10 protein-coding genes are annotated in these 14812 nt (G+C 67.1%); 7 read left to right on the top strand and 3 right to left on the bottom strand.

Annotated elements, in window-relative coordinates; all coding sequences use genetic code 11:
- Nucleotides 1-236 precede the first annotated feature (236 nt).
- The 7 genes from AC07U0_RS00555 (at nt 237) to AC07U0_RS00525 (ending at nt 12085) form a co-directional block, all read left to right on the top strand.
- Nucleotides 237-1310 (top strand): LacI family DNA-binding transcriptional regulator, encoded by a 1074-nt coding sequence (locus tag AC07U0_RS00555; RefSeq protein ID WP_494718093.1) that lies wholly within the window; start codon nt 237-239, stop codon nt 1308-1310.
- Nucleotide 1311: 1 nt separating this feature from the next.
- Nucleotides 1312-4302, top strand: a complete 2991-nt coding sequence (locus AC07U0_RS00550) for a TonB-dependent receptor (protein ID WP_494718092.1) — start codon at nt 1312-1314, stop codon at nt 4300-4302.
- A gap of 95 nt (nt 4303-4397) precedes the next feature.
- A complete protein-coding gene (locus tag AC07U0_RS00545) occupies nt 4398-5831 on the top strand; it encodes a glucoamylase family protein (protein WP_494718091.1) in 1434 nt (477 codons plus the stop codon).
- Nucleotides 5828-7102, top strand: coding sequence for an extracellular solute-binding protein (locus AC07U0_RS00540; RefSeq protein ID WP_494718090.1), 1275 nt, complete (start codon nt 5828-5830; stop codon nt 7100-7102). Before AC07U0_RS00545 ends, AC07U0_RS00540 begins: the two co-directional genes overlap by 4 nt.
- Nucleotides 7099-7998: a carbohydrate ABC transporter permease gene (locus AC07U0_RS00535; protein WP_494718089.1), complete on the top strand. Its 900-nt coding sequence runs from the start codon at nt 7099-7101 to the stop codon at nt 7996-7998. The genes AC07U0_RS00540 and AC07U0_RS00535 overlap by 4 nt, the downstream gene beginning before the upstream one ends.
- The gene (locus tag AC07U0_RS00530) at nt 7995-8810 is read left to right on the top strand and encodes a carbohydrate ABC transporter permease (RefSeq protein ID WP_494718088.1); all 816 of its coding nucleotides are present in this window, start codon (nt 7995-7997) and stop codon (nt 8808-8810) included. Before AC07U0_RS00535 ends, AC07U0_RS00530 begins: the two co-directional genes overlap by 4 nt.
- Before the next feature lie 11 nt (nt 8811-8821).
- Nucleotides 8822-12085, top strand: a complete 3264-nt coding sequence (locus AC07U0_RS00525) for a discoidin domain-containing protein (RefSeq protein ID WP_494718087.1) — start codon at nt 8822-8824, stop codon at nt 12083-12085.
- 32 nt (nt 12086-12117) lie between these two features.
- Here the strand turns inward: AC07U0_RS00525 and AC07U0_RS00520 are convergent, their stop codons facing one another.
- The 3 genes from AC07U0_RS00520 to AC07U0_RS00510 form a co-directional block, all read right to left on the bottom strand.
- On the bottom strand, nt 12118-13206 hold the full coding sequence (locus tag AC07U0_RS00520) for an ABC transporter ATP-binding protein (protein WP_494718086.1): 1089 nt from the start codon (nt 13204-13206) through the stop codon (nt 12118-12120).
- Between the two features lie 128 nt (nt 13207-13334).
- A complete protein-coding gene (locus tag AC07U0_RS00515; RefSeq protein WP_494718085.1) occupies nt 13335-13754 on the bottom strand; it encodes a MerR family transcriptional regulator in 420 nt (139 codons plus the stop codon).
- Nucleotides 13755-13867: 113 nt separating this feature from the next.
- Nucleotides 13868-14812, bottom strand: coding sequence for a 2-hydroxyacid dehydrogenase (locus AC07U0_RS00510; RefSeq protein WP_494718084.1), 945 nt, complete (start codon nt 14810-14812; stop codon nt 13868-13870).

Genomic DNA, 14812 nt, shown 5'->3' with positions numbered 1-14812 from the left:
CTGGGGGACACAGTGACGCACGGTACGGAACCGAACCCTGTGGCGCCGCATTACTGCGGCGGTTGGGGTTGTGACCAAACTACGGCACTTGCGGGGCCGATAGCTAGTGTGCCATGTAACCGCTTACATCGTTTTTGTCGACGGACCTTCGATAAGTGGGCCGGTACGAGCGACGGATCAGGGACGGATAATTTGCAACCCTCGGGCGCACAGCCTTCAGCTTACGGACTCGCGGCGTGAAGCCCGCGACGATCCGTGATGTTGCGCGCCATGCGGACGTCTCCGTGGCCTCGGTGTCGCGCGTCCTCAACGGCGTGGGCGTCGTCAACGAGCCGACCCGCCAGCGCGTGCTGCAGGCGATCGACGTCCTGAGATACGTGCCGCATTCGGGCGCGCGGAGCTTGTCGACCAGCCGCACCGACACGGTCGGGGTGATCTTGCCGGACCTGTTCGGGGAGTTCTTCTCGGAGCTGATCCGCGGCATGGACGTGGCGGCGCGAGCGCACGGGCTGCACCTGATCGTCTCCAGCTCCCACGACGACGCGGATGAGGTTTCGGCGGCGGTGCGGTCGATGCGTGGCCGCGTCGACGGCCTGATTGTCCTGTCGCCCTATTTGAACGCGGCCAGCCTGACCGCCAGCCTGGCAGGCCGGACGCCGGTGCTGCTGATGAACGGCGGGGCCATGGACGCGGCCCGGCCCTCGATCGTGATCGACAACCGCGCCGGCGCCATGACGGCGGTCGAGCATCTGCTGGGCCTGGGCCGGCGACGGATCGCCCATATCTCGGGGCCCTCGGGCAACCTGGAGGCCGAGGCGCGGCTGGCGGGATATGCCGAAGCTCTGGCCGGGTCGGGCGTGATCGCCCAGGTGCTGGACGGGGACTTCACCCAAGGGTCCGGCCACCGCGCCGTGACCCGGATGCTGGCCTCGGGCGAGCGGCCTGACGCCATCTTCGCGGCCAACGACATGATGGCCGTGGGCGCGCTGCTGGCCTTGCAGGAGGCGGGCGTCCGCTGTCCCGAGGACGTCGCCGTGGTCGGGTTCGATGACGTGCCGATCGCCGAACTGGTGCGGCCCGCCCTGACCACCCTGCGCATCGACATCGCGGGTCTGGGCAAGCACGCCGTGGAGCGGCTGGTCGGCCTGATCCAGTCGCCGGACGGCGGCGAGACCAACAACGAAATCCTCCGCCCGACCCTGGTCGTGCGCGGATCCAGCACGGCCGATTCATCGGCCCATTCATCCCCGGCGGAGGCAAAACCCACCGCGCCGGGGAAAAATCCTTTGGGGGAGATCCAGGATGTCTAGGATGAACACTCGCACCCGTATCACCATGGGGGCCTCGGCCTTGGCCATGGCGGCCCTGCTGGCGACGGCCGGCGCCGCCAACGCCCAGGCGACCAACGCGACCCTTCGCGGCGTGATCACCGAAGGCCAGGCTCGCGAGGCCGGCGGCGCGATCACCGCCACCGACGTCGCCACCGGCTTCGTCTCGCGCGCCCGGATTTCGGCCGACGGGGCCTACGTCCTGACGGGCCTGCGTCCCGGCACCTACCGCATCGATGTGACCAGCGCCGACGGCTCGACCGCTTCGGACACGGTGACCCTGGCCACCGGCCAGATCGGCACCCTGAACCTGGACACGACCCCGGCGGCGACCGCCTCGACCGATGCCAGCGCGGTCTCGGTGGGCGACATCGTCGTGACCGGTCGCCGCATCTTCGAGGTGCGTACCTCGGAAGTCGCCACCGGCGTCAGCCAGCAGCAGATCAACAACCTGCCGCAGATCAACCGCAACTTCCTGAACTTCGCCGCCCTGGCGCCCGGCGTGCGGGTGACCGAAGGCGACAGCGAACGCACCATCTCGGCGGGTGGTCAGTCGGCCCAGGCGATCAACGTCTTCGTCGATGGCCAGAACCAGAAGTCGACCATCATCGACGGCGGCGTCGCCGGTCAGGACGACAGCCGCGGCAACCCGTTCCCGCAGGCGGGCGTGCAGGAATTCCGGGTCATCACCCAGAACTTCAAGGCCGAGTACGAACAGGCCGGTTCGGCCATCATCACCGCCGTGACCCGCTCCGGCGGCAATGAGTTCCACGGTGAGATCTTCGGCACCTACCAGAACCAGGACTGGATCTCGCAGGACGCTTTCGCCCGGCGCCGCGGCGACGCCAATCCCGAGCTGAAGAAGGAGCAGTACGGCTTCGCCCTCGGCGGTCCGATCATCCGCGACCGGCTGAACTTCTTCGTCACGTACGAACGCAAGGACGAGGCCCGCGCCAACTCCGTGTTCCTGAACAATCCGGCATACACGACCCAGTTCGCGTCGGAGCTGGGCACCTATGCCGCGCCGTTCGAGGAAGACCTCCTGTTCGGCAAGCTGTCCTGGCAGATCAACGACCGCCAGAAGTTCGAGATCAGCGGCACCTATCGCAGCGAGAACGACATCCGCAGCTTCGGCGGCCAGAACGCCTATTCGCGCGCGGAACAGACCAACACCGACGTCCGCTCGATCAACGCGCGCCACACCTTCACCGGCGACCGCTTCCTGAACGAGGCGAGCTACGACTACTTCTCGTACACCTACAACCCGACCGCGCTGAACTTCAGCGACTACGGCCGGACCTATGCGATCTTCCGCGACAACAGCGCCACGACGCCGGGCTTCCAGTTCGACATCAACAACCGGATCGAGACGGTTTTCTCGGACGGTGGACGTAGCGACAACCAGTACGTCGAGCAGGAAAGCCATACGTTCAAGGACGAGCTGACCATTCCTGATCTGCAGTGGATGGGCACCCATACGATCAAGATGGGCGTCAAATATTCGATGCAGAACTATGTCGTGAACAAGCAGTTCGGCCGGAACCCGCAGTTCACCTATGACCTGGCCGGCACGAGCGGCCTGGGCGGCGCCAACATCCCGGTGGCGGTCCAACTGGGCGCCTTCGTGCCCGCGGCCGACGTCGACAACAATGTCCTGGGCCTCTACTTCCAGGATGACTGGCAGGTCACCGACAAGCTGGAACTGAACCTCGGCATCCGCTGGGACTACGAGGACAATGCGGTCAACAACGACTGGGTCACCCCGGCCAACATCCGCGACACCCTGGCCAAGATCCAGGCGCTTCCCGGCTATGACTTCCCGGCCTACTTCAACCCGGCCGACTATATCTCGGACGGCAACCGCGACGCCTTCACCGGCGCCTTCCAGCCGCGCTTCGGCTTCAGCTACGATGTGTTCGGCGACGAGCGCACCGTGGTGTTCGGCGGCGCTGGCCGCTACTACGACCGTCTGGGCTTCAACTTCGCCTTCGACGAGCGCTTCAAGCCGACCCAGTTCAACAAGACCATCTACTTCTCGCAGACGGGCGGTACGGTCAGCGGTGTGAACACCGTGGCCTGGAACCCGGCCTATCTCACGGCGGCGGGCCTGGATCCGCTGCTGGCGGCGACGCCGGGCGCGGGTGAAATCTTCCTGGTCAACAACAACGCCGAGCCGCCGCGCACCGACCAGTTCAACTTCGGCGTCCGCCAGAAGGTCGGCATCTTCCAGACCGCCCTGACCCTGGCCTATTCGAAGACGGTCAACCTCTCGTCCTGGTACATCGCCAACGCCCTGACGGCGACCGGCGACCGGTTCTCGGGCCCGACCCCGGCCTCGGTCGGTCACCCCGAGTTCAACAACCTGATCTTCTTCCAGAACCAGGACAAGGAAGCCGAGTTCAAGGCCCTGTATCTGACGATCGACAAGCCCTTCGACCGCCAGTCGAACTGGGGCATGAACATCGCCTATACCCTGTCCAAGGCGACCCAGAACGGCAGCCGGGACACGGGTCTGACCGGCTTCGACTTCGACTACAATGTGCCGGGCCTGTCGCCGGAATATCCGTCGGCGACCGACGAGCGTCACCGCATCGTGGCCTCTGGCACCCTGGGCCTGCCGATGGACTTCCGTCTGTCGGGCATCGTCACCCTGGGTTCGGGTCTGCCGTACAATGTCTTCGACTGCCCCGGCGCAACCAACCCGAACATCTGCTGGAACGGCGGACGTCCGCAGAAGCATGCCTTCCTGCCGGGTCTGAACTTCGCCTTCCGTCAGGTCGATCTGCGGCTGTCGAAGACCTTCCAGACGTTCGAGGGCCAGAACATCGAGTTCATGTTCGACGCCATCAACATCTTCGACTTCAAGAACGAGTCGTCGTTCGACGGCGGTTACAACAGCCCGACCTACGGCATCGGAACCGCCCAGTTCCTGCCGACCCGCAGCTTCCAGGTGGGTCTGCGCTACACCTTCTGACTTCTCCCCTGAGACTGCGCCGCCCCCTGTTCGCAGGGGGCGGTTTTTTCTTTTCCGTCCCCCGTTCGTGCCTGATTTCGCGTAGGAGTCCCCCCATGGATCGTCGTCTGTTTCTGATGGGCTCCGTCGCCGCCACCGCTTCGGTCGCGGCGCTTCCGGCGTTTGCCGCCCAACGCGTGCGCGTTCCGGCCGTGAAGCGGCTGGATCCCGAGATCGACGAGCTGCAACGGCGGACCTTCCAGTGGTTCGTCGACGTCACGGACCGGCGCACGGGGCTGACGCCCGACCGCTGGCCGACCAAGTCCTTCTGCTCCATCGCCGCCGTGGGCTTCGCCCTGAGCTGCTGGCCGACGGGCGTCGAGCGCGGATGGATGACCCGGGCCGAGGCGCGCGAGCGAACCCTGACCACCGTCCGATACTTCTGGGAACTGCCGCAGGGCCCGGGCGAGCAGGGCACGGCGGGGTACAAGGGCTTCTTCTACCACTTCCTCGACATGGAGAGCGGCCTGCGGTTCGGGCGCACCGAGCTGTCGACCGTGGACACGGCCCTGCTGGTCGCCGGGATGCTGTTCGCCGCCCGCTACTTCAACCGCGACACCGCCGAGGAGCGCGAGATCCGGGACCGGGTCCAGGCCATCTACGAGCGGATCGAATGGCCCTGGGCCGTGGTGCGGCCGAACCGGATCACCATGGGCTGGCACCCGGACACGGGCTTTATCCCGTCGGACTGGTACGTCTACAACGAGGGAATGCTGATCCTGCTCATGGCCATGGGCAGCCCGACCCATCCGGTGGATGCGGGCGTCTGGTCGGAGTGGGTGACCAGCTATGAGAAGAGCTTCGTCGAGCGCGACACCGACCGCTACCTTGAGTTCGCCCCGCTGTTCGGACACCAGTACAGCCATATGTTCGTGGACTTCCGCGGCATCCGCGACGCCTGGATGCGTGGCCAGTCGGCCATGCGCGGCGACACCCTCGACTATTTCGAGAACAGCCGCCGGGCGGTCTATGCTCAAAAACAGTATGCGACCGACAACGTCGGGAACTGGGGCTATTCGTCCGAGATCTGGGGCCTGACCGCCTGCGACGGGCCGGGCGATTTCAAACAGACCATCGACGGCGTCGAGCGCGAGTTCTTCAGCTATTCCGCGCGCGGGCCGGGCGACCGGGACGACGGCACCATCGCCCCCACGGCGGCGGCGGCTTCCCTGCCTTTCGCGCCCGAGATCGTCGTGCCCTGTATCAAGGCGATGAAGGCGAAGTACGGCTCGGCGATCTATACGCAGTACGGCTTCCTCGACAGCTTCAACCCGACGCTGAACGTGCTGGAGCATCCGCTGCAGCACGGGCGGATCGAGACCGGCCTGTGCTGGGTCGACGGCGACTATCTGGGCATCGATCAGGGCCCGATCGTGATGATGATCGAGAACCACCGCTCGGAGCTGATCTGGCGCTTCATGCACGGCGAGCCGAACCTGAGGCGCGGGCTCGAGGCGGCCGGGTTCACCGGCGGCTGGCTGGCGGCATGACCGACTTCGCGCCCGACCGGCGGACGGCGCTCGGCCTGTTGGCCGGGGGGGCGGCTGCGCTGAGCGGGTGCGGACGGAATGACGGGCGCACGGTCCTGCAATTCTGGGCCATGGGCAATGAGGCGACCAATGTCGGCCAGATCCTGCCCGAGTTCGAGCGGCGCAATCCCGATATCAAGGTGGTGGTGCAGGCCCAGCCCTGGACCTCGGCGCACCAGAAGCTGCTGACCGCCTATGCCGGCGCCTCGCTGCCGGACGTCAGCCAGGTGGGCAATACCTGGATCGGCGAACTGACGGCGATCGGCGCCCTTTCGCCCGTTCCCCCCGAGGCGGCGGACCTGCAGACCGACCAGTTCGGCGCGGTGCTGGGCACGATGATGATCGACGGCAAGGCCATGGCGACGCCCTGGTACGTGGACACGCGGCTGCTCTTCTATCGCTCCGACATTCTGGCCAAGGCCGGCTACGACGCCGTTCCACAGGACTGGGCCGAGTGGAAGAAGTCCATGCACGCCATCAAGCGGGCGGCGGGGGAGGGGAACTACGCCATCCTCCTGCCCGTGAACGAGTTCGAGCAGCTCCAGACCCTCGGCCTGCAGGGCGACGATCCGCTGCTGCGGGACAACGAGACACGGGGCAATTTTGCCAGCCCGTCGTTCGTGGAGGCCTTGGCCTTCTACAAGAGCCTGTTCGACGAGGGGCTGGCGCCGCTGGCGTCCTCGACGCAAATCTCCAACGTCTGGACCGAGTTTGGACGCGGCTATTTCAGCTATTATTTCAGCGGTCCGTGGACCATCGGGGACATGAAGGCCAAGCTTCAGCCCGCGATCCAGCCGCACTGGACCACGGCGGGCGTACCCGGACCGCGCGGGCCGGGGGCCTCGGCGCCCGGCGGGTCGTCGCTGGCGGTGTTCAAGAGCTCGGACAAGCAGGCGGCGGCGTGGAAGCTGATCCGATACCTGTCGGAGCCTGAGGTGCAGGCGCGGTTCAACGTCATCACGGGCGACCTGCCGGCGCGGCAGTCAGGATGGAACGCCCCACAGGTGGCGAATGACCCCTATATCGCTGCCTTCAAGGGCCAGCTCAGCCGCGCCAAGCCCCTGCCCAAGGTGCCGGAGTGGGAGCGGATCTCGGCCGAGATGCAGATCGTCGCCGAACGGATGGTGCGCGGCGAATACACACCCGCCGCCGCCGGCGCCGAGATCAACCGCCGCGCCGACCGGCTGCTGGAAAAGCGCCGCTGGATGATCGAACAGGGGAGGGCGGTATGAGCTCGACCATCACCGCCCGCGAGCGTGCGGCCTGGGGCTTCGTCGCCCCGGCCCTGATCGCCATCGCCGTCTTCTTCGCTATCCCGGTGATCGCGGCCCTGCTGCTGAGCCTGACCGACTTCGACATTTACGCTTTGGCGGACCTCAAGAACCTGCGCTTCGTGGGCCTGCAGAACTATGAGCGGCTGCTGACCAATCCGCTGTTCTGGGGGGCGATGAAGAACACCCTGTGGTTCAGCGTGCTGGGCGTGCCCCTGGCCATCGCGGCGTCGCTGTTCGCGGCGGTGATCCTGAACGCGCGGACGGTGAAGTGGCGGCCGATCTGGCGGGTGGTGTTCTTCGCCCCCTACGTCACCACCCTCGTCGCGACGGCGGTGCTGTGGAACTACATGCTCCATACGAAGTACGGGGTGATCAACTGGATCCTGACCTCGGCCGGCCTGCCTGCCGTGGACTGGCTGGGGAGCCCGGCGACCTCGGTCCCGGCCATCCTGATGTTCGTGGTGTGGAAGATCTTCGGCTACAATATGCTGATCTTCCTGGCGGTGCTGCAGACGGTGCCCGACGACCTCTATGAGGCCGCGCGGATCGACGGGGCCGGGCCGTGGAAACAGTTCCGGCACGTGACCCTGCCGGCCATCGCTCCCACCCTGCTGCTGGTCTCGATCATCTCGGTAGCCGGCTTCTTCCAGCTGTTCGCCGAGCCCTATGTGATGACCCAGGGCGGACCGGCGCAATCGACCGTGACCGTGCTCTACTTCATGTACGAAGAGGGCTTCAAATGGTGGAACCTGGGGTCAGCCTCGGCCGTCGCCTTCATCCTGTTCCTGTGCATCTTCGCGGTGACGATGGTGCAGTTGTGGGCGTCCCGGAAGCTGGGGGGAGACCACACGTGAAGCTCCGGGTCCTTCTGCTGAACGTCGCCGTCGCCCTGATCGGGTTGATCGTCCTCTTCCCCCTGGCCTGGATGGTCTCGGTCAGCTTCATGTCGACCGGGGAGGCCGCGACCTTCCCGCCGCCGCTGCTGCCCAAGGTCTGGACCCTGTCGCATTACCGCGAGTTGTTCGTCGATCAGGGCATGGGTCGATACATGTGGAACAGCCTGGCGCTGGCGACACTGGCGACCCTGCTGGCGCTCGGGTTCACAGTGCCGGCGGGCTATGCCTTCGCCAAGCTGAGGTTCCGGGGACGGGACCGGATCTTCCAGATGCTGATCGGGGCGCTGGTGATCCCGGCGCAGATCGGCACCCTGCCGCTGTTCCTGATGCTCAAGTCGGTGGGGCTGGTGAACACCTATGCGGGGGCTCTGGTGCCCTGGCTGGCGTCCATCTTTGGCATCTTCCTGGTGCGCCAGTATGCGCTGTCGATCCCGGAGGAGATGCTGGAGGCGGCGCGGATCGACGGGGCGTCGGAGGGGCGGATCTTCCGTTCGGTGGTGTTGCCGACCCTGACACCCATCTTGGTGACCCTGGCCCTGTTCGTCTTCCTCGGCAGCTGGAACGACTTCCTCTGGCCGCTGATCGTCCTGACGGACCAGTCGAACTATACGCTGCCGGTGGCGCTGGCGGCCCTGTCGCGCGAGCATGTGCAGGACGCCGAGATGATGATGGCCGGGGCGGTGATCACTGTCGCGCCGGTGCTGATCCTCTTCCTCGCGCTGCAACGGTACTACATCCGCGGCATGCTGGCCGGGAGCGTGAAGGGTTGAACGGAGTGGGTATGGGTAAGGCGGCTGCGGTGTTCGGGGCGATGCTGGCTCTGGCGGTCGGCGGATCCGCGCTCGCCCAGACGCCTGTTGTAGCGGTACAGGACATCCCGACCGTGGTCGTGGCGCCGCCCGCGACGCCCGCCCCCGTGATCCTCGACGATTTCGAGGACCTGACGCCGTGGAAGGCCGACGCCTCGACGGATGTGTCCTCGGCGATCAGCGCGGTGGCAGGCCCTGACGGCGGCCGGGCCATGCGGCTGGACTACGATTTCAACGGCAAGTCGGGCTACGCCTTCGCGGCCCGGGCGCTGAGCTTCAAGACGCCGGACAACTATGAGATCCGCTTCCGGGTCCGGGGCGCGGGACCGTCCAACACCTTCGAGGTCAAGTTCACCGACGCGAGCGCCGAGAACGTCCACTGGCGCCAGACCACGCGCTACGTCTTCCCCGACGGCTGGACGGAGTTCGTCATCAAGAAGCGACAGGTCAGCTGGGCCTGGGGCCCGAACCCGGATCACGCCTTCCGGGGCGCTGAGCGGATCGAATTCGTGGTCACGGCGGGCGAGGGCGGAAAGGGCTTCATCGAGGTCGATGACCTGACCCTGCGCGAGCTGCCGCCCGAGCCAGCGGTTCCGCCGCGCCCGCTGGCGACGGCGACCAGCGAGGACGGGACGTCTCTGGCGGCCAATGCGGTCGACGGCGACCCGGCGACCGTGTGGCGCTCGACCGGCGTGGGCGAGCAGAGCCTGACGCTGGACCTGGGCTATGAGCGCGAGTTCGGCGGGCTGACGCTGAAGTGGGCCGAGCGGTCGTCGGCAACGAGGTATCGGGTCATGGCCTCCTCGGACGGCGAGATCTGGACGGCTCTGGCCCAGGTCGATCAGGGCGACGGCGGGACCGACTGGCTGAGGACGCCGGAAGCCTCGGCGCGATATCTGCGGTTCGATCTCCTGGCGCCGCCCGCCGTTCAGGCGCGGACCGGGGCCCAGATGGGAGCCGGGCAGGGGCGGGAGCCGGCGCAGACTTCGTACGCCTTGTCGGAAATCACCGTCGAACCGCTGGCCTTCGGCAAGGACGAGACGGCCTTCCTCTCGGCGGTGGCGCGGCAGAGCCGGCGCGGCCTCTATCCGCGCGGCTTCGTCGGCGAACAGCCCTACTGGACGCTGGTGGGCGTCGACGGCGGCGGCGAGAGCGGGCTGATTTCCGAGGACGGCGCCATCGAGCTGAGGCGCGGCGGGCCGTCGGTCGAGCCCTTCGTGCTGGACAACGGCCGTCTGGTCACCTGGGCCGATGTGCGGATCGAACAGGGCCTGGTGGACGGCTATCTGCCGATCCCGACGGTGACCTGGACCCATGAGGGCTGGACGCTGAAGGTGACCGCCGTCGCCGACGGGACGGCGCAGAACGGCGCCATCTACGGCCGCTACGACCTGACCAACACCTCCAGCCGGCCGATCACCCTGACGCTGGCCCTGGCCGCACGGCCGATGCAGGTGAACGGGCCGGTGCAGTTCCTGGCCGTGCCGGGCGGGGCGTCGCCGATCACGGCCATGGGGTTCGACGGGACCAGGCTGACGATCGCGGGCAGCCGGGATGTCGTGCCGGTGGTGAAGCCGGACCGCTTCGTGACCTCGGTCTTCGACGCGGGAGCCGATCCGCAGAGCCTGCTGGCGACGGGGCGGCGGACGCCCGACGCGGTGACCGATACGACCGGACTGGCTTCGGGCGCGATGGTCTATGCGGTCACCCTGGCGCCGAACGAGACGCGGACATTCGGATTCCGCTCGACGCTGGAAGGGCGCGACGGGGATGCGCCTGCAGGCCTCGCCGACGTCGCCACGGCCCAGACGCGGGTCGAGGCCGCATGGCGCGAAAAGCTCGACCGGTTCGACCTGATCACCCCGCCGGAGGGGCAGCGGATCGCGGACACGATGAAGACCTCGCTGGCCCATATGCTGATGTCGCGGCAGGGGCCGAGGCTGCAGCCGGGGACGCGGTCCTATAACCGCAGCTGGATCCGCGACGGGGCGATGATGGCCGAGGGGCTGGACCGGCTGGGTCATGCCGATCTGTCAGCCGACTATCTGCGCTTCTATGCGCCCTATGTGTTCTCGGACGGCAAGGTCCCGTGCTGCGTCGACCAACGCGGCGCCGATCCGGTGCCCGAGAACGACAGCCACGGGGAGTTCATCTTCCTGGCCGCCGAGACCTATCGCTACACCCATGACGAAGCCCTGCTGCGCTCGGTCTGGCCGCAGGTGCAGGCGGCGGTGGCCTATATGGACACGCTGCGCGCCTCGACCAGGGTTGCGGCGAACCGCACGCGGGAGACGCGGCATCTGTACGGCCTGCTGCCCCCGACGATCAGCCACGAGGGCTATTCCGACAAAGCGGCCTGGTCTTTCTGGGACGATTTCTGGGGTCTGCTGGGCTACAAGGACGCGGTCTTCATCGCCGAGACCCTCGGCGACACGGCGGCGGCCCAACGCTTCGCCGCAGCGCGCGACGAATTCCAGATCGATATCCGCAACGCCATCACCGGCACGGCCATCCGCCACCGCATCGACTTTATCGCCGGCGCGGCGGACCGGGGCGATTTCGACGCCACCTCGACCACCATCGCCCTGTCTCCGGCCGGCGCGCAGGCCGACCTGCCGCAGGGTCTGATGAAGCGGACGTTCGAGAAATACTGGGAGAATTTCACGGCGCGGCAGGAGAACCGCAACGCCTGGAAGGACTACACCCCGTATGAGTTGAGGAACGTCGGGGTGTTCGTGCGGCTGGGTCAGAGAGACCGGGCCATGCGGGCGCTGGACTTCTTCTTCGCCGACCGCCGGCCCCAGGCCTGGAACGGCTGGGCCGAAGTGGTGGGCCGCGACCTGCGCGAGCCGCGCTTCATCGGCGACATGCCTCACGCCTGGATCAGCTCGGACTACATCCGCTCGGCGCTCGATCTGTTCGTCTATGAGCGGGACGCGGATCATGCCCTGGTGCTGGCCGCCGGTCTGCCGCTGGACTGGGTCGATACGCCGACGGGGGTCGGGGTGCGCCAGGTGCGCACCGCCTACGGGGCGCTGAGCTACAGCTTCAGGAAGGACGGCGTGGTACGGGTGCTGACGATCGAGCCAGGCGTGACGCCGCCGGGTGGGTTCGTGGTGCAGTGGCCCGACGGCGTCGACCTGCCGCCGCGCCCGCGCATCGACGGTCGGCGCGGTGAGTGGAAGGGCCGCGAGGTCCTTATTCCGGCGGGGGCGAGGCGAGTGGAGTTCAGATAGGTCGCTTCCTTCTCCCGCAAGGGGAGAAGGAGTTAGAGCCGTTGAAACGCCACCCCATCCGCGTCGAACAGATGGGCCTGATCGGCGGCGACGTGCAGCTTGAGTGCGTCGCCCATAGCCGGGCGGATGTCGCCGGGGAGCTGGACCGTCAGGGTCTCGGAGGCGCCGGCCAGGTTCACATAGGCATAGGTGGCGTGGCCGAGGGTTTCGACGAAAGCGGCCTTCGTTGCGATGGCGTTGGCCTTGCCCGACAGGGTCAGGTGTTCGGGGCGGACGCCGAGGGTGACGCTGTCGCCGGCCCGGGCGCTGGAGGCGTCGACGTCAACGCGGATCGTCTCGCCGCCGGGCAGGGTGACCGAGGCGCCGCCCTTGCCGACGATGGAGAGCTCGGCCGGGATCAGGTTCATCTTCGGGCTACCGATGAAGCCGGCGACAAACAGGTTGGACGGATGCTCGTAGAGCTCCATCGGCGAGCCGACCTGTTCGATGACGCCGCCGTTCAGGACCACGATGCGGTCGGCCAGGGTCATGGCCTCGATCTGGTCGTGGGTGACGTAGATCATGGTCGTCTTCAGCCGCTCGTGCAGCCCTGCGAATTCATAGCGCATGCGCACACGCAGGGCGGCGTCGAGGTTGGACAGGGGCTCGTCGAACAGGAAGACCTCAGGCTCACGCACGATGGCGCGACCGATGGCGACGCGCTGACGCTGGCCGCCGGACAGGGCCTTGGGCTTGCGGTCGAGGTAGTCGGTGATGTTCAGGGTCTCGGCGGCGGCGCGGACCTTCTGGTCGATCTCGGCCTTGTCTGTCTTCGCCAGCTTCAGGCCGAAGGCCATGTTCTCGTAGACCGACATGTGCGGATAGAGGGCGTAGGACTGGAAGACCATGGCGATGCCGCGGTCGGACGGCGACAGGTCGTTGACCCGCTTGTCACCGATGGCGATGTCACCGGCGGAGGCCTCCTCCAGCCCGGCGATGGTGCGCAGCAGGGTCGACTTGCCGCAGCCTGAGGGGCCGACGAAGACAACGAACTCGCCGTCCTGGATATCCAGATCAATGCCGCGCAGGACCTCGGTCGCGCCGAAATTCTTGCGGATGCCGCTGAGCCGGACTTCGGCCATGTGTTCCTGCCTATAGGTCTTGTTTTACAGGCTTTGTAAGCGGTTACGCGGATGGGGAGAAGACTGAATGCCTCAGTAGACTCGCATCGGCAGTTCGGGCGTTCAATCCGAGCCGTCGGCGCGCATTCCTACTGAAATTGGTTCAGCAGGGCCTGAAGGTGACGGGTCTGTTCATGCAGATGGTCGAGGCGGGCCTGAAGGGCGGCGAAGACCTTGGAGCGCACGCCGTCGTCGCCGACGTCTTCCCCCTTGAGGATGGCGCGGATCTCGCTGACCGAATGGCCGGTGCGGCGCAGGGTGACGATCAGTTCCAGTTCGCGGCGGGTGTCTGGCTCGTAGTTGCGGGCGCCCTGGGCGTTGCGGGCGGGGCGGATCAGCTCGACCTGTTCGTAGTAGCGCAGGGCCCGGTGGGTGGTGCCCAGCCGCTCGGCCAGCTCCTTGATGCCCATACCGCTGCCATTGATTGAGGTGCGGCGAGGCCTGCCACCCCGTGCGGGGTGACGCGGCCGGCGCCAGAGGTCGGCGACGTCCGGTTCGAGCATGGCCATGGCGTTTCTCCGGGTTCAGGAAGGGTGTCTACCCGTCAGTAGCATGACGCGCCGTCACCGGGATTGACGGCTGCGGCCAACCCCTTGACCGTTTCCGACGCGGGCGGCGCAGCTCAGGCCTCGGGGTGTGCTCGGGTGTCCAGAACCGGATGGAGAAGGGGCCGGCCCGCGAAGAAGGCGCGCAGATTGTCGGTTACGGCCTCGAACATAAGGTCGAAGGAGCGGCTTGATCCGCCGCCGATATGGGGCGTCAGCACCGTGCCGGGCGCCGCGAGCAGTTCGGGGCGGACGGCGGGTTCGTCGTCGAAAACATCCAGGGCCGCGCCGGCGATCGTCCGGCTCTCGAGCGCTTCGATCAGGGCCTCCTCGTCCACTGCCGAGCCGCGAGACACGTTGATCAGGAAACCGCTCGGGCCGAGCGCCGTCAGGACCCGGGCGTCTACGATCCTGCGATTGGTCTCATCCGCCCGGTGGGCGAGGACAAGGATGTCGGCCCAGGCGGCGAGATCGCTGACGTCGGCGAAGAAGGGCCAGCCGAGCTCCGGCTTGGGGCGGGGGCCGCCATAGGCGATCCCGACCTCGAAGCCCGACAGACGGCGCGCGATCTGCTGGCCGATGGCGCCCATGCCGAAGACGCCGACGCGCCGTCCCGTCAGTCCGGGAGCGCCGAAGAACCGCTGCGGATGGTCGCCTCGCCATTGGCCGGCGCGGAGCAGCCGTTCACCCTCGCCGATACCGCGTGTGACTGACAGGATCAGACCCAAGGCGAGATCGGCGACGGCCCCGGCATTGGCGCCGGCGGTGTTGGTGACGCTGACGCCCCGACGGCGGCAGGCCTCCAGATCGATCAGGTCATAGCCCGTGCCGATGCAGGCGATGATCCCGAGGTCGGGCATGCTGTCGACCCAGACGGCGTCCGCGCGGAAGACGCCGTCGATGATCAGGCCCCGGACGCCCTCGCGGCGAGTCGGGTCGAAAGTCAGGTCGAACTCGGCCTCCAGCGCGCGGCGATGGCGGTCGTCGATCGCCGTGGTGACGAGGATCAGCGGCCGGGCCAC

Source organism: Brevundimonas sp. GW821-FHT02A10 (assembly GCF_059422025.1).
This window is presented reverse-complemented; position numbering and strand designations above follow the sequence as displayed.